The sequence below is a fragment of the Nocardioides sp. LML1-1-1.1 genome (assembly GCF_040676175.1).
Taxonomy (GTDB): Bacteria; Actinomycetota; Actinomycetes; order Propionibacteriales; family Nocardioidaceae; genus Nocardioides.
The window spans coordinates 92643-115896 of the sequence record NZ_JBEGHK010000002.1 but is presented as its reverse complement, the minus strand read 5'-3'; the positions used below and the strand labels follow the sequence as shown (position 1 = coordinate 115896).

Here is a 23254-nt window from a genome sequence, read left to right as displayed (position 1 = left end):
GGGATCAGCCCTGGGCGGCCTGCGCGACGATCCGGTCGAAGCGGGCACCCATCTCCTCGGCCAGCGCCTGGGCGGCCTTGAGCGGACGGACCATCACCATGAAGTCGGAGATCAGGCCGTCCTCGTCGAGGACGAGGAAGTCGCAGCCGGTGATCTCCAGGCCGGCGACCTTCGCCTCGAACACCAGCGCGTGGCCGTCGTCGTCGCCGAGCTCGCGCACGTAGCGGAAGTCCTCGAAGACCTCGACCACCTGGCCGAGGATGGCCGCGGTGATCGCCTTGCCCGGGTAGGGCTTGTGCGCCACCGGACTGCGGAAGACGACGTCCTCGGCCAGGCAGGCGCGCATCGCCTCGACGTCCTGGGCCTCGACCGCCGCGCGGAAGGCGGTGCCCGCTGCGGCGCTCACAGCGTGGCCGCCAGCTCGGTGCCCTGCTTGATGGCACGCTTCGCGTCCAGCTCGGCCGCGAGGTCCGCGCCGCCGATGAGGTGCACGTTGCCGGGGAAGCCGGCGGCCAGCAGGTCGTCGTAGAGGCCGCGGACCGACTCCTGGCCGGTGCACAGCACGACGTGGTCCACGTCGAGCACGCGTGCCTCTCCGTCGACGGTGACGTGCAGGCCGGCGTCGTCGACCTTGTCGTAGGTGACGCCGCTGACCTGGTGCACGCCGAGGTCCTTCACGGCCGCGCGGTGCACCCAGCCGCTGGTCTTGCCCAGGCCCTTGCCCTGCGCGGTCTCCTTGCGCTGCAGCAGCCAGACCTCGCGGCGCGCGGTGCGCGGCGCCTTCTCGGTGACCCCACCGCGGACGAGCGCCGGGTCGGCCACGCCCCAGTGCGCCTTCCACTCCTCGAGGGTCTCGGGGACGTGGGCCAGCAGCTCGGTGACGTCGAAGCCGATGCCGCCGGCGCCCATCACGGCGACCTTCGCGCCGACCTCGACCCGGCCGGTGATGGCGTCGGGGTACGACACCACCTTCGGGTGGCCGATGCCGGGCACCGCCGGGGTGCGGGGCTCGACGCCGGTGGCGACGACGACCTCGTCGTAGCCGGCGAGCAGGTCGGGGGTGGCCCAGGTCGAGAGCTTCACGTTGACGCCGAGGACCTCCATCCGGCGGCGGTAGTAGCGCAGCGTCTCCGCGAACTCCTCCTTGCCGGGGATCTGCATGGCGAGCCGGAACTGGCCGCCGATCTCGTCGTTCGCCTCGAACAGGGTCACGTCGTGACCGCGCTCGGCGGCGCTGACGGCGGTGGCGAGCCCGGCCGGACCGCCGCCGACGACGGCGACCCGCTTGGCCGCGCGGGTCGGGCCGAGCACCAGGGTGGTCTCGTGGCAGGCGCGCGGGTTGACCAGGCACGAGGCGCGCTGGGCCTTGAAGGTGTGGTCGAGGCAGGCCTGGTTGCAGCCGATGCAGGTGTTGATCTCGTCGGCGCGGCCCTCGCGGGCCTTGGCGACCAGGTCCGGGTCGGCGAGGAAGGGCCGGGCCATCGAGACCAGGTCGATGCCCTGCTCCAGCAGGGACTCCGCGACGTCGGGGGTGTTGATCCGGTTGCTCGCGCAGACCGGGATCGCCACCTCGCCCTTGAGCCGCAGGGTGCTGTCGGCCCAGGCCGCGCGCGGCACGCTCGTCACGATCGTCGGCACCCGCGCCTCGTGCCACCCGATGCCGGTGTTGAGGACGCTCGCCCCGGCCTCCTCGATGCGGTGCGCCAGCTCGACGGTCTCCTCCCAGGTCTGGCCGTCGGGGACCAGGTCGAGCAGCGAGATCCGGTACATCACGAACAGGTCCGGCAGCTCCTGGCGGATCCGGCGCACGATCTCGACCGGGAAGCGCATCCGGTTCTCCGCCGTGCCGCCCCACTTGTCGGTACGACGGTTGGTGCGGGCCGCGAGGAACTGGTTGATCAGGTAGCCCTCGGAGCCCATGATCTCCACGCCGTCGTACCCGGCCTTGGCGGCGAGCCTGGCAGAGGCGACGAAGTCGTCGACGGTCCGCTCGACCGCCCTGGTCGACAGCGCGGACGCCTTGAACGGGGTGATGGGCGACTTGGTCGCGCTCGCGGAGACGCTGAACGGCGTGTAGCCGTAGCGTCCGGCGTGCAGGATCTGCAGCGCGATCTTGCCGCCGTTCTCGTGCACCGCGCCGGTGACCCGCTGGTGGCGGTGGGCGTTGAGGCGGGTGGTCATCTGCGAGCCGAAGGGCAGCAGCCAGCCGCGGACGTTGGGGGCGTAGCCGCCGGTGACGATGAGGCCGACGCCGCCGCGGGCGCGCTCGGCGAAGTAGGCCGCCATCTCGTCGACGTGCCAGGGGCGGTCCTCCAGGCCGGTGTGCATCGATCCCATGACCGCGCGGGACTGGAGCTCCAGCCCGCCGACGACGGCCTTCGAGGTGAGCAGCGGGTAGTTCATCGGTTCTCCTGGGTGTGGGCGTCGAGGTACTCGGTGAGCCAGCGGATCCAGAACTGCTCCATGAGCAGCCCGCCGCGGAGCACGAGGTAGATGTCGAGGTCGGCGCCGGCCAGGGCGCCCGGGTCGGGGAAGTCGCGGGCTTCGAGGAACTCGTAGAGCGAGAGCCGCTTGGTGTGCTCGTCGAGCTGGCCGCGCAGGTCGTCGAGCAGGGCGGCCCGGGTCGCCGGGTCCCCGAGGGAGGCGCCGCGCATCTTGACCCCGAGCGTGCTGCGCACCGGGTCGGGCACGGTGGGCTCGGCGATCCACCGGGTCAGCTCGGCGCGGCCGGCGTCGGTGACGGCGTAGGTCTTCTTGGTGGGGCGGTCGGCCTGGGGGACGCTCTCCGCGGTGATCCAGCCGTCACCCTCCATCCGGCCGAGCACGCGGTAGATCTGCTGGTGCGTCGCGGTCCAGAAGAAGCCGATCGAGGCGTCGAAGCGCCGGGTCAGCTCGGAGCCGGACGCGGCGCGCTCGCTGAGCGAGACCAGGATCGCGTGCTCGAGGGCCATGGCAGCAGCATGCCCCGTCGGACGGGTCTATGCAACTAGTTGCGCAACTGGTTTCAGGTGGGCTGGGTCACGACGCTGGGCGCTCCGTCGGTCAGGTACGTCGCCGCTGCGCCCGGAACTCCTTCATCCGCCCCGTGTAGCGCCGTAGGTGCCGGGCCGGCACGGCTCGCGGCCAGTCGGTCGCGCGGAACCACGCGTCCGAGCCGCCGTCGACGAAGACCACGCTGCCGCACAGGAAGTCGGCCGCGTCGGAGAGCATGAAGACCACCCACGCGGCGAGCTGGTCCGCGTCGCCGAAGCCGCCGATCGGCACGGGGAAGGCCTTGATCCGGCGCGCCTCGGCGGGAGTCGCGAGCTGCTGCTCCAGCAGCGGGGTCATGATCGCGCCGGGGGCGAGGGCGTTGAGGCGGATGCCGGCGCCGGCCCAGGCGGGGGTGACGGCGTGGCGTCGTACCCAGTGGGCGAGGGCGGTCTTGCTCGCGGCGTACGCGAAGGTCGGGGCGGCCTTGCCGAGCAGGCGCAACGTGCCCACGGCCTTCTCGACGTCGCCGTCGCGGAGGGCGCGGACGACGCGCCCCGGCACGAGCGGGACGGTGGTCGTGGAGTTGCTGGCGAAGACCACCACCTTGGCCCGGTCGGCGGCGGCGAGCGCCGGCTGCCAGGCCTCCAGCAGCTCGGTCACGCCGAGCACGTTGACCTCCGCGATCAGCCGCGCGCGGTCCCGGCCGGGCGCCGGGCCGAGCCCGGCGGCCAGCACCGCCCCGTCGAGGACGCCGCCCGCCTGCTCCAGCACCCTCGCCGCGGCGGCACGACGGCCGGCGGGGGTGGAGAGGTCGGCGGTGACGTCGGCCTGCTGGATGTCGATGCCGATGACACGGTGGCCGTCGCCGACCAGACGGTCGACGACGGCCGCGCCCATGCCGGAGGCCGAGCCGGTGACTGCGTAGGTGCCCACGGCCCGAACTCTAGAACGTGTTCTTGTTCAGCGGGGACCGCCGAGCACCCCGGCGTCGTACGCCTTGAGCACGGACGCCTTGTCGCCGGACGTCAGGGTGCCGTCCTCCACGGCGGTGTCCAGCCGCTCGCCCAGGTCGGTACGACGCTCCGCGTCCCGCGCCGCGCGCACGGTCTCCAGTGCCTTGGTCACCTTCGCCGCGTCGATGCCGAGCTCCTTCGCGAGCGCCTTGGCGAGCGCCGCCTCGCGGGCGGTCCGCTCGGCCTCGGTCGGGGGTGTGGGCTTCTCGCCGGCGGCCGGCTTGTCGCCGTCGTCGGGCCTGGTGGCGTCGCGGGCGGCGTCGAGGGCGTCGGACACCTTCGACTCGCTGACGCCGAGCGCCTTGGCGAGCGCCGCGGCATCCACGCCGGGACCCCGGCCGTGGCCGCCCGGCCCGCCGGGTCCGCGGTCGCCCGCGGGGGCGCTCGACGCACTCGGCGTGCCGGAGCCGGTGTCGTCCGCGGCGTTCGCGGAGAGGGTCGCGGCGGTGGCGCCGCCGGCGACGGCTCCTGCGGCGAGCAGGGCGGCTGCCCGGGTGCGGTACTTCGTCATCTCGTGTCTCCTCTCGGGACCCGCCTCGGTGCGGGACTGCTCCCGACGGTGGCTCGGCGCGATGAGAGCGCGCTGCGCCGCGCCTGGCAGGACACTGTGAATCGGGTGACGTGCGCTACCCTGGGAGCACCACCGAGCGCCGTCGTCGCGACGCCGCCCCCGGTGATGTTCACCAGATCGGCGCCCTCCCGCAGCAGCGCGAGCCGCCGGCGAACCTGGCGGATCCGTCCGCCTTGGAAGGACACCTGTGGCTCGAGGAGGCCAGCGGGGCGCGACGCAGCAGCGTCGGAGCTCCCAGGCGGCGCGACAGCGCCGCAACGAGGAAGGCATCATCCCGCAGCTCGCGCGCGCCGTGCGCGAGGTCGAGGCGGCGGTCGCCCGTCGTTCGGCGATGCCGGAGGTGCGGGCGAAGTTCCAGGTCGTCGCGCTCCTGGCCCGCGAGGAGCGGGCCCGGGTCAAGGCCGACGAGAACCTGTCGGACAGCCGCCGGGGGGAGGAGCTCAAGCGCCTCGACGGCATCGCCACGATCCTCGCCCAGACCGCGGCCCGCGACAGCACCCTCTTCACGCTGCTCGACGAGAACGCCGAGATGTCGGAGTCGGCCAAGGCGATGCGCCGCGAGCTGCTCCGCAAGGCCGGCGTCGACGAGCCGGAGCCCGAGCCCGAGCCGCAGGCCGAGGACCCCGAGGTGATCGCCCTGCTGGAGAAGCGGGTCATCCCGCTCTCGGTGCAGGCCCGCCAGCTCGCCAACCCCTTCCTCGCGCCCGACTTCGAGCACGCCCGGGCCAAGGTCCGCCCGCGCCGCCTCGCCGGCTGGGAGCTGCTGGAGCCGCTGTTCCGCTCCTTCGAGCGCGCGGCGCCCGACGCCCCGGCCTGCATGCCGCTGCCGGACGCCGACCAGCTCACCTCGATCACCGGCTGGCACGCCCCGGCCGGCCGTGAGCTGATGCTGCACCAGTCGCAGCTCATCGCCTCGGCGGGCGCCGGCCACCGGACCTACCTGCTCGCCGACGAGCCCGGCCTCGGCAAGACCGCGCAGGCCCTGCTCGCCGCCGAGGCCGCCGGCGCGTTCCCGCTCCTGGCCGTCGTCCCCAACGTGGTGAAGACCAACTGGGCGCGCGAGGTCGAGATCTGGACCCCGCACCGCAAGGCCACCGTGCTGCACGGCGACGGTGCCGACGCCGACGGCTTCGCCGACGTCTTCGTCGTCAACTACGAGATCCTCGACCGCCACGTGGGCTGGCTCGGCAACCACGGCTTCCGCGGGATGATCGTGGACGAGGCCCACTACATCAAGAACAAGACCTCCCAGCGCTCGCAGAACGTGCTGGAGATCGCCCAGCGGATCCGGGCGCGGGTCGCCCGGCCGCTGCTGATGGCGCTGACCGGCACCCCGCTGATCAACGACATCGAGGACTTCCGCGCGATCTGGCAGTTCCTCGGCTGGATCGACGACGTCGTGCCGCAGGGCGAGCTGATGGAGGCGCTGGAGGAGACCGGGCTGACCCCGGCCGACCCGGCGTTCTACCCGGCCGCGCGCCGGGCCGTCGTCGACGAGGGCATCGTGCGCCGCCGCAAGATCGACGTCGCCGCCGACATCCCCGCCCGCCGGATCGCCGACATGCCCGTCGAGCTCGAGGGCGAGGCCGGCCGCTCCATCCGCAAGGCCGAGCAGGAGCTGGCCCGCCGCATGGTCGAGCGGTACGACGCCGCGCTCTCCACGCGCCGCGCCGGCGCCGTCGTCGAGGGCATCGACCACCACCTGGTCCGCCAGGTCGCGGGCTGGGAGCGCGAGGACAACTCGGCCAAGACCGGCGAGAACGTCTTCACGATGATGCGCCGCATCGGCCAGGCCAAGGCCGGCCTGGCGGCCGACTACACCGCCCAGCTGGCCCGCAACGTCGGCAAGGTCGTCTTCTTCGCCAAGCACATCGACGTGATGGACCAGGCCGAGAAGACCTTCGCCGAGCGCGGCATCAAGTACAGCTCGATCCGCGGCGACCAGTCCTCGACCGCGCGGCAGAAGTCCATCGACGCCTTCGTCAACGACCCCGAGGTGCAGATCGCGGTCTGCTCGCTGACCGCCGCCGGTGTCGGCCTCAACCTGCAGGTCGCGTCCAACCTGGTGCTCGCCGAGCTCTCCTGGACCGACGCCGAGCAGACCCAGGCCATCGACCGGGTGCACCGGATCGGCCAGGCCGAGCCGGTCACCGCGTGGCGGGTGATCGCGACGCAGACCCTGGACACCCGGATCGCCGAGCTGATCGACAAGAAGGCCGGGCTCGCCGCCCGCGCCCTCGACGGGGCCGGCGAAGAGGTCGAGGGCGGTGCCATCGACCTGCAGACCGAGGCGCTGGTGGCGCTGCTGACGGCCGCGCTGGAGGCGCGCGGCGCCTGATGTCACAGTCCGGCCCGCTGTCTCGTCCTCCTGCCATGGACACCTTGATCGCCGTCGCAGGAGGCACCGGGCTGGTGGGCCGCCTGGTCACCGAGGAGGTACGCCGCGCGGGCGCCACACCCGTCGTGATCGCCCGCTCCGCCGGGGTCGACCTGACCACCGGAGCCGGCCTGGACGACGCCCTGACGGGCGTGTCCGCCGTCATCGACGCCAGCAACGTGGAGACCATGAGCGGCGCCACGTCGGTCGCCTTCTTCGAGGCCGCGACCGGGCACCTGCTCGCGGCGGGGGAGCGGGCCGGGGTGCGCCACCACGTGGCGCTCTCCATCGTGGGCTGCGACCGCGTCGACCTGCCCTACTACCTCGGCAAGCGCCGCCAGGAGGAGCTGGTCGCGGCCGGCCCGGTGCCGTGGACGGTCCTGCGGGCCACCCAGTTCCACGAGTTCGCCGGGCAGCTGATCGACCGCAGCCCGGGCCCGTTGGCGATCGCGCCGCGGATGCTGAGCCAGCCGGTCGCGGCGGCCGAGGTCGCCGCGGCGCTCGTCGCGTGCGCCCTCGCCGAGCCGGCCGGCCTCGCGCCGGACCTCGGCGGGCCGCAGCCGGAACGGATGGACCGGCTGGTCCGGCGCGAGCTGCGCCGGCGCGGGTCGCGGCGCCTCGTCGTACCGGTGCCGATGGTGGGGGCGACCGGCCGCCAGGTGAAGGACGGCGGCCTGCTGCCCGGCCGGGGCGCGAGGCTGGGCGCGCAGACCTTCGACGCCTGGGCGCGTGGCTGAGCGCCAGGCGCTGCTCGCGCGGGAGTACGACGCGCTGCGGCCACGGATGGTCCGTGTCGCCTACGCGATCCTCGGCTCGCGCGTGGAGGCCGAGGACGTCGTCGCCGACTGCTGGACCCGGCTGGTCGAGGCCGATGCCCGCGAGCCGGTCCGCGACCTCACCGGCTGGCTGACCGTCGCCGTGGCGCGGGCCGCGACCGACGTGCTGCGCTCGGCGCGGGTGCGCCGCGAGGAGTACGTCGGCCCGTGGCTCCCCGAGCCCTTCGTCGCCGCCGACCCGGCCGACCCGGCCGACCGGGTCACCCTCGACGAGACCGTGGGCTACGCCCTGCTCGTGGTGCTGGAGTCGCTCTCGCCGGCCGAGCGGACGGCGTTCGTGCTGCACGACGTCTTCGCGATGGGCTTCCCCGAGGTCGCCACCGTCGTGGGCCGCACCCCCGCCGCCGTGCGCCAGCTCGCCTCCCGCGCCCGGGCGCACCTCGCCGCGCACGCGCCGCGCTTCGAGGTCGACCGGAGCGCCCACGAGGAGGTGCTCGGCCGGTTCCTCGCGGCCGCCGCGGGCGGCGACCTGGCCGCGCTCGTCGCGACGCTCGACCCGGACGTGGTGCTCACCTCCGACGGCGGCGGTGTGGTGAGCTCGGCGCGCCGGCCGGTGCTCGGCGCGGACCGGGCCGCGCGCTTCCTGAGCGGCCTCGTCACCAAGTACGTCGCCGCGGAGGCCGAGGTCGACCTGGTGCTCGCCAACGGGCTGCCCGCCATCGCCGTACGTCAGGAGGGGGTGCTGACCTCGCTGGTGCTGCTGACCGTCGTGGGGGAGCGGGTGCGCCGGATCGACATCGTCCGGGCGCCGGCGAAGCTGGTGGCGGCGGACCCTCGACGGGGGTAGTCCCTGACGAAAAGCACGCTTCCGGGTCCGAAATCAGTGCTTTTCGTCAGGGACTACCCCGAGGAGGGCCGCGGCGGGAGGTGGCGGTCGGCGTACCGGAGGCCGGTGATCAGGGCGGCGAAGAGCACGGTGATGCCGGCGCTGACGACGGCGACGTGGCCCCAGCCCTTCTCGCGGAAGTCGAGGAACGGGTAGGGCACCCAGTGCGTGCCGGCCTCGACGGCCAGGGTCACCGCCAACCAGGCGATCGGCCAGGCGAAGGCCCAGACGACCGCGCGTACGTCGACGCGGGGCCGCGGGCCGAAGGCGAGCCAGCCGGCGACCGCGAGCAGCGGCACCGCCACGTGCAGCAGCTTGTCGGCGAGCCAGTCGGCGCCCTGGAGGTCGAGCAGCGGGCGCAGCAGGAGGAAGTGGACCAGGCCGGTCACGGTGATCCCGACCGTGCTCGCCAGGCGCAGCGACCGGAAGGCGGCGCCGTCGCGGCCGGGGTCGAGGGCGAGCAGGACCGTGGCGATCGCGACCAGGACGTTGCTCTGGATGGTGAAGTAGGCGACCAGGCGGGCCAACCGGATGCCGAGCCCGGGCTGGTCCTCCTCCGCCAGCACCCGGCCGCCGTCCAGGACCAGCCCGAGCTGGAGCAGCAGGGCGGCCAGGACCACGACGGCGGTGGCGCCGTGCCAGGCCCGGGCAGGCGTCACGGGGTCAGCATCCGCTGGAGGGCGTCGCCGTAGAGCGCGACCAGGTCCTCGGTCGCGGCGCCGGTGACGATCGGGTCCTCCTGCCGGAAGACGAGGTTGAGCAGCCCGCCGAGCTGGGCGACGGCGAGCGCGACCCGCAGCTCGCGGTGCTCGCCGGTCAAGCGGGGGGCGAGCGCGGCGACGTACGTCTCGGCGGTGTGCCGGACCATCTCCTCGCGGACCTGGTCGAGGTGCGCGGCCTGGGCCAGGGCGAGGTAGCGCTGGCGCAGCAGCGGCCGCGCGGGGTCGAGGAAGTAGGCGACGAGCCGGCGCCCGACGCTCTCGAGCGGGCCGTCGAGGACGGCGCCGATGCCACCGGCGGTGTCGACGCAGCGCAGGAAGAGCGCCTCCTTGGACCCGAAGTGGCGGATCACCAGGGCCGGGTCGACGCCGGCCTCGGTGGCGATCGCGCGGACCGAGGCGTCGAAGCCGCGCTCGGCGAACAGCCGTCGCGCGGCCTCCTCGATGGCCGCCCGGGTGGCCCGCCCGGCCGGGCGCAGGTGGCTCTCGTCCACGGGCGCGGACCGGGCCGGCGAGGAGGTCTCCGTCACACCGCAACCGTAGGCCATCGAGCGAGGGCGTCAACGGTGTTGACAGTCACGTGGTCAACGCCGTTGACTCAGCGCTCGTGACCTCGACCACCCCTGCCCCCGCGCCAGCCGTCACCGGCCGGATCGGCTCGCCGCTGCTGACCGTCGCCGTGCTCTGCTTCGGCGGCCTGGTCGCGGCGCTCACCCAGACCATGGTGATCCCGATCCAGGGCGAGCTCGGCCTGCTGCTGCACACCAGCGAGGCGAACGCCTCCTGGGTGGTCACCGCGACCCTGGTCGCCGGCGCCGTGGCGATGCCGATCTCCGGACGCCTCGGCGACCTGTTCGGCAAGCAGCGGGTGCTGATGGTCAGCGCCGTCCTGCTCGTGCTCGGTTCCCTCGTGTGCGCGCTCAGCAGCTCGCTGGTGCCGATGCTCGCCGGCCGGGTGCTGCAGGGCTTCGCGATGGGCTTCATCCCGGTCGGCATCGCGCTGATGCGCGAGGTCGTCCCGCCGCAGTACGCCGCCACCGGGATGGCCGCGATGAGCGCCACCCTCGGCGTGGGCGGTGCCATCGGCCTGCCGCTGTCGGCCTGGATCGTCCAGGACTTCAGCTGGCACACCCTGTTCTGGGTCTCCACCGTGCTCGCGGCGCTGGTCGCGGCCGCCGTGGTCCTCCTCGTCCCGCACGTGCGCGACGCCGTCCCCGGCCGCTTCGACGTGGTCGGCGCCGTCGGTCTCGCCGCCGGCCTGGTCGCGCTGCTCGTCGCCGTCTCCAAGGGCAACGAGTGGGGCTGGGCGCACGGACGCACGATCGGCCTGCTCGTCGCCGGCGTGCTGGTGCTCCTCGCCTGGGGCAGCTACGAGCTGCGCGTCGAGGACCCGCTGTGCGACCTCCGGGTCACCGCCCGCCGCCCGGTGCTGCTCACCAACGTCGCCGCGATCGCGATCGGCTTCGGGATGATGGCCCAGGCCATCGTCGTGCCCCGGTTGCTGCAGTCGCCCGAGGCGACTGGCTACGGCCTGGGCCAGAGCCTGCTGGAGACCGGCCTGTGGATGGCCCCCGGCGGACTGGTGATGATGGCGTTCTCCCCGGTCTCGGGTCGCCTCATCGGGCTGCTCGGCGCCCGTCGTACCCTCATGATCGGGGCGGGCGTGCTCGGCCTGGGCTACGTCTTCGCGATCTTCCTGACCGACGCCCCGTGGCAGCTGCTCGTCTCCAACTGCATCACCTCCGCCGGCATCGGGATCGGGTACGCCGCCATGCCGACCCTCATCCTCGAGTCGGTCCCGCTCACCGAGGCCGGCTCGGGCGTGGGCATCAACGGCCTCATGCGCTCGATCGGCACCAGCGTCTCCTCGGCGGTCATGGCCGCGATCCTGACCTCGGCGACCATCAACCTCGGTGGCCACGAGATCCCGGACGCGGACGCCTTCCGGATCTGCTTCGTGGTCGGCGCCGCCGCGGCCTTCCTCGGGGTGGTCCTCGCCGCCCTGGTGCCGCGCCGGCAGAGCGCGGCGGCCGGCTGAGCGCGGGCGTTATCGGATCTGCGTTTGCCGCGACAACGATTCACGGGTAACCGGAACCTCCGTCGCGCCGGTTCGTTGACCGGTGTGCGAGGTTGCGGTGACTGGGGGGTTCCGCGACACGCACGGAGCGGCCTCGGAGCACAGACCGAGGCCGTTCCCCCTTTCTGCGCAAGGATGGTGCGGTGTCCGGCCCGCTGATCTCCACCGACCCCGCCGCCGACGACCTGCGCCGGTCCGCGCTGCGCCGGATGCGGACGGTCGCCGCCTCGCTGCTCCTGCTCGCCGCCGCGGTCTACGTCGCCACGCTCGGCGAGGACGGCGCCTGGGGCTTCGTGAACGCCGGCGCCGAGGCCTCGATGGTGGGTGCCATCGCCGACTGGTTCGCGGTGACCGCGCTCTTCAAGCACCCGCTGGGGCTGCCGATCCCGCACACCGCGCTGATCCCCAAGCGCAAGGACGAGCTGGGCCGCGGCCTGGAGGAGTTCGTGGGGGAGAACTTCCTGCAGGAGGAGATCATCCGCGAGCGGGTGCTCGGCGTGGAGATCGCGCAGCGGGCGGGGGACTGGCTCGCCGTGCCGGCCAACGCCGAACGGGTCGTCACCGAGGGCTCCGAGATCGCCGCGCTCGCGCTCGGCAAGGTGCGCGACGACCACATCGAGGCACTGGTGACCGAGGCCCTGGTGCCGCGCTTCCGCGAGGAGCCGATCGCCCCGCTGCTCGGCGGCCTGCTCGCCGAGGCGCTGCGCGACGACCTGCACCACGGCCTGGTCGACCTGATGCTGGAGGAGATGCACGACTGGCTGATCGCCAACCCCGACACCGTGCACGAGGTGATCGGGGAGCGGGCGCCCTGGTGGGCGCCGGAGTCGGTCAACACCTACGTCATCGGCCGCCTCCACCTGGAGATGGTCCGCTGGGTCGGCGAGATCCGCAGCAACCCCGACCACCGGGCCCGCCGGGCGCTCGACTCGATGCTCACCCAGCTCTCCGCGGACCTGCTCGAGAACGCCGCCACCCAGGCCCGGGCCGAGCGGCTCAAGGAGCGGGTGCTCGACCACCCGGCCGTCATCGCGACCGCCATCTCGCTCTGGCAGGCGCTGCGCCGGGCGCTGCTCACCTCGCTCGACGATCCCCAGGGCGCCGTACGACGCCGGCTGCTCACCGAGATCGAGTCCGCCTCCGCGCGGCTGCGCTCCGACGCCGGGCTGCGGGCCCGGATCGACCGGCTGGCCGCCGACGCCGCCGTCTTCGCCGTCGAGCGCTACGGCGCCGAGCTGACCGCCGTGATCACGCACACCATCGAGCGCTGGGACGGCAAGGAGGCCGCTCAGCGCATCGAGCTGCACGTGGGTCGCGACCTGCAGTTCATCCGGATCAACGGCACCATCGTCGGCGGCCTGGTGGGGGTCCTCATCCACACGATCTCGGTGATGATTCACTGATGGGCGTGTTCGGCCGCAAGCGCAAGGAGTCCCCGCCCACGGGGCCGGTCCCCGTCGACGTACCGATCCGCGACGAGGTGATCCGGCTCGGTCAGTTCCTCAAGCTCGCCAACCTCGTCGACTCCGGGGCGGAGGCCAAGCCGGTCATCGCCGACGGGCTGGTCACGGTCAACGGCGAGGTGGACACCCGCCGGGGGCGCCAGCTCCGCGTCGGGGACGTGGTGGAGCTGGCCGGGCAGGCCGCCCGGGTGTCGGACTCCGACGCCCCGGACGACCTGCCCTGGTGATCTGGGCCGAGCGTGTCGCTCGTGCCTCGCGCCACGCTGCCGGCCTCGCGGTCGCGTCGCGTAGGACTCACCGCCGCCTGGCGGCAAGCCAGCCGGCGCGCGAGACGACGCCTCCCTCCGCCTCCGGTCGCTCGTTCCTCGCTTCCTTCGGCTCCGGGCCGGCATCGTCCCGCGCGTGCCGGCCGACTACTTCACGTCGAGCAGGTCCACCACGAAGATCAGCGTCTCGCCCGGCTTGATGACGCCACCCGCGCCGCGGTCGCCGTAGCCCAGGTGCGGCGGGATGACGAGCTGGCGGCGGCCGCCGACCTTCATCCCCTGCACGCCGGTGTCCCAGCCCTGGATGACCTGGCCGATGCCGAGGCGGAAGTCCAGCGGGGCGCCGCGGTTGTAGGACGCGTCGAACTCCTCACCGGTGGAGTGGGCCACGCCCACGTAGTGCACCGAGACGGTGCTGCCGGCGGTGGCCTCGGCGCCGTCGCCGACGGTCAGGTCGGTGATGACGAGGTCGGTGGGCGGGGTGGGGTCGACGAAGTCGACTTCAGGCTTCTGGCTCATCCCGCCAGCCTATGCCGGGAACCGGTCCTGGCCAGCGGCAGGGCAAGGTAGGCTGCGCGCAGCGCACCCCACGGGAAGGGTGGGGCGCACTTACGCGTCTCGGGGGGATCGGTGCGGGGCAACGCCACAGGGGCCGAGACCTGGTCCTCACCGGAGTCTGCCACGGGTCTGGTGTACGCCGCCGGCAGCCACCCCGGGCGGGTGCGCACCGTCAACGAGGACTCCTCCCTGGTCGCCCCGCCGGTCTTCCTGGTCGCCGACGGCATGGGCGGCTACGCCCGCGGTGACGTCGCGAGCCGGCTGGTGGCGGAGTCGTTCGAGCCGCTGGCCGCGCTGAGCACCGTGCAGCCCGGCGACGTGGAGGCGGCGATCGCCGCGGCTCAGCGCCGGGTGGCCGCGCTGGCCTCGGAGTTCACCTCCGCCCCCGGCTCGACCCTGGTCGCGGCGGCCTACGTCCTCGAGGACGGGCGCGGCTACTGGTTGCTGGCCAACATCGGCGACTCCCGGGTCTACTCCCTGGCCGACGGCGTGCTGGAGCAGATCTCCAAGGACCACTCGGTGATCCAGGAGCTGATCGACGCCGGACAGATCTCCCGTGACGAGGCGCTCGCGCACCCCGAGCGGCACGTCGTCACCCGCGCGATCGGCGCGCTCACCGACTCCGAGGCCGACTTCTCGCTGGTGCCGGCCGTCCCGGGCTCGCGGCTGCTGCTGTGCTCCGACGGCCTGCACTCGGAGCTCTCCGACACCGCGATCCTGCACATCCTCTCCGAGGGCACGGCCCCGGACCGCACGGTCGCGACGCTGGTCGAGGCCGCGGTCGCGGCGGGTGGCCACGACAACGTCACCGTCGTCGTGGTCGACGTCGTCGGCGTCGCCCCCGCCGACGAGAACACCCTGCCCTCGCCCGGAGGCCCCGGATGAGGGCCACCTACGTCCCCGGCGAGCTCGCCACCCTGGTCACCCCCGACGGGGTCGTCCTCGCCGCCGCCGACCGGCTCGCCGAGGTCGCCGCGCTGACCGAGCGCGGCCTGGAGGCGCTCACCGTCGTCGAGGTGCTCTCCCGCGGCGCGCTGACCGAGCTGCCCGACTTCGCCGTCGTCCGGTACGACGGGAGCGAGGTCCACGTCGTCGTCCGCGGCCCGCTCGCGGTGCGGGCCGGCACCTTCGCGCTCGACGGGCGCGAGGCCGCCACCTGGGCCGAGGGCTCCGCCTCGCTGCCCGCCGGCGCCACCGTCGAGGTCGCCCCGCTCGGTGCACCGGCCGCGGGGCCGGCGCTGCCGATCGCCGGCGGCGTCGTCCGCAGCGCTGGGGTGACCTGGTGCCCCCGGCCCGCGGCCGGCGCGCCCGCCCCGCCGCCCGCTCCCGTCGTTCCCGAGCCGGCGCCCACGCCGCCGCCCCAGGAGCACACCGTGGTCCGGGTGCCGCAGCCCGCCGCCGCGCCCGTGACCGCGCCACCCCCTCCGCCGCCGCCCGTGCTGGCCCCGCTGGTGCCCGCCGGCCCGCCGCCCTCGGGTCCGCCGCCGGGCTGGGAGCCGGAGTCGCCCGAGCACGACGGCCGCACGATCACCCCCGCCCAGCTCCAGGCGCTGCGCGCCGGCCAGGCCCCGGCCTCCGCCGTCGCCCCGCCCGCACCGCCCGCCCCGGTGGTCGTGGCGCTGCTGCTCTCGACCGGCCGCGTGGTGCAGGTGCGCCGTCGCGTGCTCATCGGCCGCAGCCCCCGCGTGCAGCAGGTCGGTGGCAGCGCCAACCTGCCCGCGCTGGTGACCGTCGACGACCCCTACGTCTCCAGCACCCACCTGGAGATCTCCTCCGAGGGGCGCAAGGTGACCGTCACCGACGTCTCCACCAACGGCACCCTGCTGGCCCGACCGGGTCGCACACCGGTGGCGCTCGACCACGGGGTGCGCACCGAGCTGTCCATCGGCGACGTGCTCACCCTGTCCAAGGGGCTGACCGTGACCGTCGTACCGGCTCAGGGGGCGGACGGATGAGCCTGCGGCCGCCGGAGATCCCGGGCTTCACCTTCGTCGACATGGTCGGCGAGGGCGGCTTCGCCGACGTCTTCCGCTACCAGCAGGAGCTGCCGACCCGGCAGGTCGCGATCAAGGTGCTGCGCAGCGGCAGCGACCGGGGCGCGCTGGCGCTCTTCCGGGCCGAGGCCAACGTGATGGCCCAGCTGTCCAACCACCCCTCGATCGTGCCGATCTACCAGGCCGGGGTGAGCTCGGACGGCCGGGCGTTCCTGGTCATGGAGTTCTGCCCGCCGCCGCACGTGGCGCAGCGCTTCCGGGTGAGCCCGCTCGGCGTGGACGAGGTGCTCGACATCGGCGTCAAGATCGCCAGCGCCGTCGAGACCGCCCACCGGGCCGGGATCCTGCACCGCGACATCAAGCCGCACAACATCCTCACCAGCACCTTCGGTGTCCCGCTGCTCACCGACTTCGGCATCGCCTCGGTGGTGGGGGAGGCCGGTGCGAGCGGACAGGGCCTGTCCATCCCGTGGTCACCGCCCGAGGTGCTCTCGGCCGACAGCCACGACGTGCGCAGCGACGTCTACTCGCTGGCCGCCACGCTCTACTCCCTGCTCGCCGGGCACGCGCCGTTCGAGCGCCGCGACGCCTCCAACGAGAACGCCGAGCTGATGCGCCGCATCGAGCGCGGTCAGCTCTCCCCGCTGCGCCGGCCCGACGTGCCGGCCTCCCTGGTCGAGGTGCTGCGCCGCGGGATGGCCACCGACATCGAGAAGCGGCAGGTCTCGGCAATGGTGCTCGGGCGCCAGCTGCAGGACGTCCAGATCGAGCTGCGCCAGTCGCCGACCCGGCTGGAGGTCATGGACGCCTCCCCGTCGGCGCTGGTCGAGGAGCACCCCAACGACGCCCGCACGCTGGTGCGCCCGGTCTCGGTGATCATCCCGGCCGCCGTCGAGCAGCGCTCGGGCCCGCTGCAGCCGGCCCTCGACGAGCAGACCCGTACGCCGGGCACGGGCCCGCACCCGACCGGCGGCACGTCCGGGCGGACCGGCCCGCGCCGCACGGACACCCCACGGCGTGGCCTGGCCGGCCGGATCGCCGTCGGCGTCGTGGCGGCGCTCGTCCTCGGCGGCATCGGCTGGGCCGTCCTGGCCGGTGGCGGCGACGAGGAGGACCCGCGCGGAGGGACCCTGCGCGGGGAGAAGCCCGCCGACCCGGCCGAACCGTTCGACCTCCCGGAGGCACCCGTGGTGAGCAAGACCGGCAAGGGCGCGAAGTGGACCTTCCGCTGGAAGGCCGCGGACCCGCGCGCGGGCGACGAGTTCAAGGTGCGGATCACCGGCGACGGGGTGAAGCAGTCCGCGCCGGAGTACATCTCCGAGACCAGCCGCACGATGACCATCGAGCGCGACGACACGGTCTGCGTGCAGGTCTCCCTCCTGCGGGAGGGCAGCCAGCCCTCGCCGCCGTCCCAGCAGGTCTGTGCGGTGGGCCAGTGATCACCCGTTGGCGGCGGACCGCGTCCGCGACCGCGCTGAGCCTCGTGCTCGGCGCCCTCGTCGTCCTGGCCTACCAGTACGACGGCAAGCCGTTCACCGAGGTCGACCTCAACGACGGCGGGGTCTGGGTCACCAACCGGGAGATGGGCCTGACCGCGCGGCTGAACCCGCAGATCCAGGAGCTCGACCTCGGCGTGGACGCCGCGAGCGCCGACTTCGACATCTTCCAGCGGGCGACGAGCCTCTTCCTCGACGACTCCTCCGCGGACCGCTCGGTCAAGCCGGTCGACGTGGCCCGGGCGAGCGTCGAGGACCCGACCGCGCTCCCCACCGGCGCGGTGGTGGCCCAGGGCGGGAGCACCTTCGCGATCGTCGACTACGTCAGCGGCAAGGCCTGGGTGCGGCCGACGAGCCGGCTCTCGGGCTTCTCGGCCAAGTCCGAGACCCCGGACCTGAAGGACGCGCTGTCGGCGGCCGTCGGCACCGACGGGCGCGCCTACGTGCTGGGCCGCGACGGCAAGGTCAGCACCTTCACCCTCGACGAGACCGGCGCCCCGGTGGCCGGGGACGGTTACCGGCTCGGCAAGAACCTGGGCACCGACCCGAAGTCGGTGGCGCTGAGCGTCGTCGGTGACACGCCCGTGCTCTTCAACCGCAGCTCCCGTGAGCTGCTCCGCCCGGACGCCGACCCGGTCACCGTCGACACCGCCGACCTGACCGCCGTGGAGCTCCAGCAGCCCTCCGGCGACGGTGACCTCTACCTGGCGACCGCCGACGGCCTCTACCGGACCTCGCCCGAGGGAGGTGCCCTGGACCGGATCAGCCGCGGCAGCGTGGCCGGCCGGCCCGCGGCACCGGTGGTGCTCGACAGCACCGGCTGCGTCTACGCCGCCTGGGCCGACCCCGGGTCGACCAACAACTACCTGCGCGACTGCCCCGACGACGACTTCGACGACACCGCGCCGATCCAGAACATGCAGGCCGGCGCCTCGCTGCAGTTCCGGGTCAACCGCGACGTGGTGGTGCTCAACGACGTCGTCACCGGCGACACCTGGCTCGTCCAGGAGCCCGGCAAGGCCAAGGTCGACAACTGGCCCTCGGTCGACCCGCAGAACGAGAACCGCTCCAAGCTGAAGGAGACCACCGACGAGGTCCCCGAGCAGGAGAACCGTCCGCCGGAGCCGCAGAACGACGACCTCGGCGCCCGGCCCGGGCGCTCGACCGTGCTGCCCGTGGTCGCGCTCAACGACCACGACCCCGACGGCGACATCATCAGCATCTCCAAGACGCAGTACGTCAGCGGTCCGGAGCTCGAGGTCAAGATCGTCGGCGGCGGGACCCAGCTCCAGGCCGCCGTACCGGCGGACGCGGAGGGGACCGCGGTCTTCCGCTACTACGTCACCGACGGCAAGGTCAACGACGAGCGCTGGGCCCAGGTGCGCCTGCAGATCCGCGGCAACGACCGGAACAGCAAGCCCAAGCTGATGCCCGACCGCAAGCCGGAGCTGACGGTCGCCCGGGGCGCGACGGCGGACTACTACCTGCTCGCCGACTTCTACGACGACGACGGCGACGACCTCACCCTCACCGAGGTGACCGCGCGCGGGGGAGAGGTGGAGTTCCGTCCCGACGGGACGATCAGCTTCACCGACAACGGCACCGGCGGCAGCCGGGTCGCGGAGATCCAGTACCGGATCGAGGACGGCGTCGCCTCCTACACCGGCAAGCTGCCGGTGAACATCGTCGGCGACACCGCACCACCGGAGCTCGTGCCCGACCTGGCCTCCGGCGTCGCGGGCACGCACGTCGTCGTCCAGCCGCTGACCAACGACCGCAACCCGGAGGGCAAGGACCTCACCCTCAAGAGCGTCAAGGTGGTCGGCGACGACAGCGGCACCGACATCTCCAAGGACCTGGAGTCGGGCACCTTCACCTTCACCTCGACCAAGGCGAAGAGCTACTACCTGCAGTACTCCGCCTACAACTCGTCGGCGACCAAGACCTCCTTCATCCGCCTCGACATCGAGTCGCCGCCGAAGGACAACCGGCCGCCGATCGCGGTGCGCGACAAGGCGGTCATCACGCCCGGCGGCACCGCCCAGGTCGACCTGCTGCTCAACGACCTCGACCCGGACGGTGACGTGCTCGTCGTCAAGCGGGTCAGCCGCCCCTCCATTCCCGGCGTGAAGGTCTCCATCGTCGACAAGCGGCTGGCCGTGGTCAGCTCGGCGACCGACATCGTCGGGCGCCAGGCCACCGTCGACTACGTCGTCTCCGACGGCCGCAGCTCCACCACCGGCTCGCTGGTCATCGCCCAGCGTCAGTCGACCCAGGCCAACCGGCACCCGGTGGCCAACAAGGACCAGGTCACCGTCCGCGCCGGCTCGGTGACCACGATCCCGGTGCTGGCCAACGACTCCGACCCCGACGGCGGCAAGCCGCGGCTGTTCCAGTCCGACCTCGCCAACGACCAGAAGCTCGACGTCTGGGTCGCCGGCGACACGCTGCGGCTGCGGGCGCCGGAGAAGCCCGGCACCTACTCGGTGATCTACGGCGTGCGCGACACCGACGGGCTCAAGGCGACCGCTGAGGTGAGCATCTACGTCGTCGCCGACTCGGCGAAGAACAACCACCCGCCGCTGCCGCAGCCGATCATCGACCGGGTCATCGGCGGGCGGCCCAAGGTGATCTCGGTCGACCTCGCCGGTGCCGACCCCGACGGCGACTCGGTGGCCTTCCGCAGCATCCTCACCGCGCCCTCGCTGGGCCGGGTGCTCGACACCGGGGTGGACTGGATCCGCTACGAGGCCTTCGACGGCAAGGTCGGCACCGACTTCTTCCAGATCCTGGTGCAGGACAAGTACGGCGCCACCGGCGTCGCCGAGGTCCGGGTCGGCGTGGTCGCGGTGGAGAAGGAGAACCAGCCGCCCGTCGCGCTCGACGACAACGTGCTGGTCCAGCCGAACCGGACCATCTCCTACAACGTGCTCGGCAACGACGTCGACCCCGACGACGACCCGCTGCGCATCTCCGAGCTCAACAGCACCACCAAGGCCAAGCACGAGAACGGCTTCATCGAGATGCAGGTCGGCGACGCCCCCGACAACGGGGCGGCGGCGACCAACGTCGGCTACACCATCGAGGACGCCGCGGGCGCCCGCGACAACGCCGTGCTGAAGGTGCGGGCCAGCAAGGACGCTCCGTTCTACGCCCCGATCGCCCACGACGACGTCGCCGAGCTCGGCGAGATCATCGGCCGCGACCCGGGGGAGAAGGTCGAGGTGCCGGTCCTCGACAACGACCTCGACTTCGACGGCGCGAAGGCGGACCTGAAGGTCACCAGCTGCGACGCGGGCAGCAAGGGCGAGTGCGAGGTCGTCGACGGCGACTCCAAGGTCGAGGTCACCCTCCAGGCGCAGGACCAGGTCGTGCTCTACCGGCTCGACGACGCCGACGACGAGTCCACCGGCACGTTCGGGGTCATCTTCGTCACCGGCACGGAGAACGTCCCGCCGCAGCTGACCACCGACGAGGACAAGGTCCCCGTCGACGACTCGGTCGACCAGGCGGTGACCCTCGACCTGCAGGACCTGGTCGTCACCCGGGCCGGTCGCGAGCCGCAGATCGTGCCCGACAGCCTGCCGACCGCCGTCAACGGCACGGTCACCCCGGTCAAGGGCACGCCGACCTCGTTGACCTTCACCCCCAACAAGGGCTACGTCGGCCCGGCCTCGCTCACGGTCAACGTCGCGGACGGCCCCCCGGCCGACAAGGAGACGCTGACCTCGCTGCTCACGATCCCGATCGACGTCAAGCCCACGGAGAACGTCGCGCCCACGATGCGCGACGCGGTCGTGGACGTCACCCTCGACGGGGACGCCGCGGAGGTCGACCTGGCCGGCCTGACCAGCGACGCCAACGAGGACGACCTGGCGTCGATGACCTACAGCGTGAGCTCGGCCGAGAGCGGGCTGACCGCCGACGTACCGACCGGTGAGAGCATCGTGCGGATCAAGGCCGGCGGCGGCGCCAAGGACGGCGACAGCCTGCGGGTGCGGGTCGTGGCCGACGACGGGCACGGTGGGACCGGCCAGGGCGTGGTCACCGCCCGGGTCGTGGGCAGCGACCGGCCGCTCCTGCAGATCCCGCCGATCGCGGTGGCGGCCGGCAAGGACGAGGAGAAGTCGGTCGACATCTCCGACTTCGCCGTCAACCCCTACCCCGGTGAGCCGCTGGAGGCCAAGGACCCGCGGATCGAGGGGGCCGGCCGGATCAGCGACCTCAAGGCGAGCGGCTCGACGGTCTCCTTCCGCACGGCCAGCTCTGGCATCTCCACGATCCGGGTGATGGTGGCCGACGCCTCGGGCGACAAGGCCCGCGAGGTCCCGGCCCGGATCACCGTCACCGTCGTCGACGTGCCCGGCGCCCCGGCGCAGCCGACGCTGTCCACGGTGGAGGCCTCCTCGGCCGTGCTGTCGTGGCGCGAGCCGGAGGCCAACGGTGCCGCGATCGAGCAGTACGAGGTCCGCGGGTCCCACGGCTTCACCCAGACCTGCGTCAACCCCACCTGCCGGCTCGAGGGCCTGGACCCGGGCGAGACCTACACCTTCACGGTGCGCGCGAAGAACTCCGAGGGCTGGGGCGAGGAGAGCCCGGCCTCGGCCGAGATCACCCCCAACAAGGCGCCGGACCTGATGACCCCGCCGACGATCGTCGTCGAGTCCAAGCCGACCGGCGGCAGCATGGACCGCCAGCTCACCGTGCGCTGGACCCCGCCCAACAACGAGGGCTCGGAGATCACGTCGTACGAGATCAAGGAGGCCGGCAGCGGGCGCACCTGGCAGGCCTCGGGCGGCGAGACCTCGAAGGTCATCGCCGGGCTGACCAACGGCGCGTCGTACGCCTTCGAGATCCGCGCCGTCAACGAGGTCGAGCCGCGCCGGGAGTTCTCCGCAGCCTCCAAGGCGGTGGCCCCCTTCGGCCTGCCGATGCGCTCGGGCATCGCCCCGCGGCTGACGGCCAGCGAGGCCGACGTCTACACCCAGTCGCCGTGGGTGAAGATCGAGTGGTCGCGGTGGTCGGAGTCGCAGAGCAACGGCAACGCGGTGACCGGCTACGTCATCAAGTGCAGCGGCTGCCGGGACTCGACGTACACGATCTCTAACGCCGCGACGACCTCGAAGGTCTTCAACACCGACGCCGGCATCAGCAAGGGCAAGACGGTGACCTTCACGATCGCCGCCGTCAACGACGCCGGCGCCAGCGACCAGAGCCCGAGCGTGTCCGGGCGGCCGTGGACCAAGGCCGGGCCCGTGCGCGGCCTCACCGAGGTCGGTGCGTCCCCGGCGGACCGGACCGCCAGGATCGGGTGGGACGCCCCCGCCGACGACGGCGGCCTGCGGATCCACCACTACGTCGTGGAGACCAACTCCGGCTACCGCACGACCGTCGCCTCGGCGCCGGGCGGCGGTGGCACGCTGGTCACCTTCCCCGACAACGGGACGCACTCGATCCAGGTGTGGGCCGTGACCTACAACGGTGACCGGGCGGTCGAGGGGCAGACCGACGGGCTCGGGGGCATCGAGACCTGGGGCCGGCCGGACCCGCCGCCGGGCGGGGACACGACGAGCTCGGACTACTACAGCGTCGACATCCCGCTGCAGGCCGGCAACGAGAACGGCAAGCCGATCACCGGCGTCCAGTACAGCGAGGACAACGGTGCGACCTGGAAGGACGCCCGCTCCGGCGAGCGCTACCGGGTCGACGTGCCGGCGGGCGACAGCCAGCGGGCCATCCTGGCCCGCACGGTCTCGGCGGCCGACGGCGACCGGAAGTACAGCACCGCCACCACGCTCACCGGCAAGTCGCGGGCCCGCCAGCTGAGCCTCACGTTCCAGTGCAACCCGATCTTCAGCTACTGCCAGGCCCGCGTCAGCGGCGACGGCTTCATCCGTGAGGACCGGAGCATCGGGGCCAGCATCAGCGGCTTCTCCCGCAAGAACTGCGCCGACGACCTCAGCACGACGGTGCGCGGATCGTTCAACTACCTGGTCGGCGGCAACAACTGCCAGCTGACCGGCAACGGCAGCGTCTCCATCAACGTCCCCGACTACCCCGCGGTTCCCCCGATCTCGCGCTAGCC

The 23254-nt window shown here is 73.1% G+C and carries 18 protein-coding genes; 10 read left to right on the top strand and 8 right to left on the bottom strand.

Translation table 11 applies throughout. The features are described 5' to 3' along the window. Positions 1-4: 4 nt before the first annotated feature. From MRBLML1_RS07135 to MRBLML1_RS07115, 5 genes are all read right to left on the bottom strand, one after another. Complete coding sequence (locus MRBLML1_RS07135; protein WP_364513506.1) at positions 5-406, bottom strand: nuclear transport factor 2 family protein; 402 nt, start codon at positions 404-406, stop codon at positions 5-7. Next, positions 403-2403: an NADPH-dependent 2,4-dienoyl-CoA reductase gene (locus MRBLML1_RS07130; RefSeq protein WP_364513503.1), complete on the bottom strand. Its 2001-nt coding sequence runs from the start codon at positions 2401-2403 to the stop codon at positions 403-405. Before MRBLML1_RS07130 ends, MRBLML1_RS07135 begins: the two co-directional genes overlap by 4 nt. After that, on the bottom strand, positions 2400-2951 hold the full coding sequence (locus MRBLML1_RS07125) for a PadR family transcriptional regulator (protein WP_364513500.1): 552 nt from the start codon (positions 2949-2951) through the stop codon (positions 2400-2402). Before MRBLML1_RS07125 ends, MRBLML1_RS07130 begins: the two co-directional genes overlap by 4 nt. A 91-nt stretch (positions 2952-3042) precedes the next feature. Then, on the bottom strand, positions 3043-3906 hold the full coding sequence (locus MRBLML1_RS07120) for an SDR family oxidoreductase (RefSeq protein ID WP_364513497.1): 864 nt from the start codon (positions 3904-3906) through the stop codon (positions 3043-3045). Positions 3907-3933: 27 nt separating this feature from the next. Beyond that, a complete protein-coding gene (locus tag MRBLML1_RS07115; RefSeq protein WP_364513494.1) occupies positions 3934-4497 on the bottom strand; it encodes a hypothetical protein in 564 nt (187 codons plus the stop codon). Between the two features lie 247 nt (positions 4498-4744). Between MRBLML1_RS07115 and MRBLML1_RS07110 the strand changes: the two genes are divergently transcribed. Genes MRBLML1_RS07110 through sigJ form a run of 3 tightly spaced genes read left to right on the top strand, consistent with a single transcriptional unit; the run spans position 4745 to position 8557 of the window. Then, positions 4745-6895, top strand: coding sequence for a DEAD/DEAH box helicase (locus MRBLML1_RS07110; protein ID WP_364513492.1), 2151 nt, complete (start codon positions 4745-4747; stop codon positions 6893-6895). A 35-nt stretch (positions 6896-6930) separates the two neighbouring features. Further along, positions 6931-7671: an SDR family oxidoreductase gene (locus MRBLML1_RS07105; protein ID WP_364513490.1), complete on the top strand. Its 741-nt coding sequence runs from the start codon at positions 6931-6933 to the stop codon at positions 7669-7671. Beyond that, positions 7664-8557 (top strand): RNA polymerase sigma factor SigJ, encoded by an 894-nt coding sequence (gene sigJ / locus MRBLML1_RS07100; RefSeq protein ID WP_364513488.1) that lies wholly within the window; start codon positions 7664-7666, stop codon positions 8555-8557. The genes MRBLML1_RS07105 and sigJ overlap by 8 nt, the downstream gene beginning before the upstream one ends. Positions 8558-8610: 53 nt before the next feature. Here the strand turns inward: sigJ and MRBLML1_RS07095 are convergent, their stop codons facing one another. Both MRBLML1_RS07095 and MRBLML1_RS07090 read right to left on the bottom strand, forming a co-directional pair. Beyond that, on the bottom strand, positions 8611-9255 hold the full coding sequence (locus MRBLML1_RS07095; protein ID WP_364513486.1) for a Pr6Pr family membrane protein: 645 nt from the start codon (positions 9253-9255) through the stop codon (positions 8611-8613). Then, a complete protein-coding gene (locus MRBLML1_RS07090; RefSeq protein WP_364513483.1) occupies positions 9252-9845 on the bottom strand; it encodes a TetR/AcrR family transcriptional regulator in 594 nt (197 codons plus the stop codon). The genes MRBLML1_RS07095 and MRBLML1_RS07090 overlap by 4 nt, the downstream gene beginning before the upstream one ends. 77 nt (positions 9846-9922) lie before the next feature. Here MRBLML1_RS07090 and MRBLML1_RS07085 point away from each other — a divergent pair, with 77 nt between their 5' ends. From MRBLML1_RS07085 to MRBLML1_RS07075, 3 genes are all read left to right on the top strand, one after another. Beyond that, complete coding sequence (locus MRBLML1_RS07085) at positions 9923-11353, top strand: MFS transporter (RefSeq protein ID WP_364513480.1); 1431 nt, start codon at positions 9923-9925, stop codon at positions 11351-11353. Positions 11354-11535: 182 nt separating this feature from the next. After that, on the top strand, positions 11536-12795 hold the full coding sequence (locus MRBLML1_RS07080) for a DUF445 domain-containing protein (protein ID WP_364513478.1): 1260 nt from the start codon (positions 11536-11538) through the stop codon (positions 12793-12795). After that, positions 12795-13082: an RNA-binding S4 domain-containing protein gene (locus tag MRBLML1_RS07075; RefSeq protein ID WP_364513475.1), complete on the top strand. Its 288-nt coding sequence runs from the start codon at positions 12795-12797 to the stop codon at positions 13080-13082. Before MRBLML1_RS07080 ends, MRBLML1_RS07075 begins: the two co-directional genes overlap by 1 nt. Positions 13083-13268: 186 nt before the next feature. Here MRBLML1_RS07075 and MRBLML1_RS07070 read toward each other — a convergent pair whose 3' ends face one another. Beyond that, positions 13269-13640: an FKBP-type peptidyl-prolyl cis-trans isomerase gene (locus MRBLML1_RS07070; protein ID WP_278256386.1), complete on the bottom strand. Its 372-nt coding sequence runs from the start codon at positions 13638-13640 to the stop codon at positions 13269-13271. A gap of 171 nt (positions 13641-13811) precedes the next feature. On the opposite strand from MRBLML1_RS07070, the gene MRBLML1_RS07065 reads away from it, so the two are divergent. From MRBLML1_RS07065 to MRBLML1_RS07050, 4 genes are read left to right on the top strand one after another with little or no spacing between them, the layout of a single operon-like run. Next, the gene (locus MRBLML1_RS07065) at positions 13812-14564 is read left to right on the top strand and encodes a PP2C family protein-serine/threonine phosphatase (RefSeq protein WP_364513472.1); all 753 of its coding nucleotides are present in this window, start codon (positions 13812-13814) and stop codon (positions 14562-14564) included. After that, positions 14561-15634: an FHA domain-containing protein gene (locus tag MRBLML1_RS07060; RefSeq protein ID WP_364513469.1), complete on the top strand. Its 1074-nt coding sequence runs from the start codon at positions 14561-14563 to the stop codon at positions 15632-15634. The genes MRBLML1_RS07065 and MRBLML1_RS07060 overlap by 4 nt, the downstream gene beginning before the upstream one ends. Further along, positions 15631-17112, top strand: a complete 1482-nt coding sequence (locus MRBLML1_RS07055; RefSeq protein ID WP_364513467.1) for a serine/threonine-protein kinase — start codon at positions 15631-15633, stop codon at positions 17110-17112. The genes MRBLML1_RS07060 and MRBLML1_RS07055 overlap by 4 nt, the downstream gene beginning before the upstream one ends. Beyond that, a complete protein-coding gene (locus MRBLML1_RS07050; RefSeq protein WP_364513464.1) occupies positions 17109-23252 on the top strand; it encodes an Ig-like domain-containing protein in 6144 nt (2047 codons plus the stop codon). Before MRBLML1_RS07055 ends, MRBLML1_RS07050 begins: the two co-directional genes overlap by 4 nt. The last annotated feature ends 2 nt before the right edge of the window (positions 23253-23254 follow it).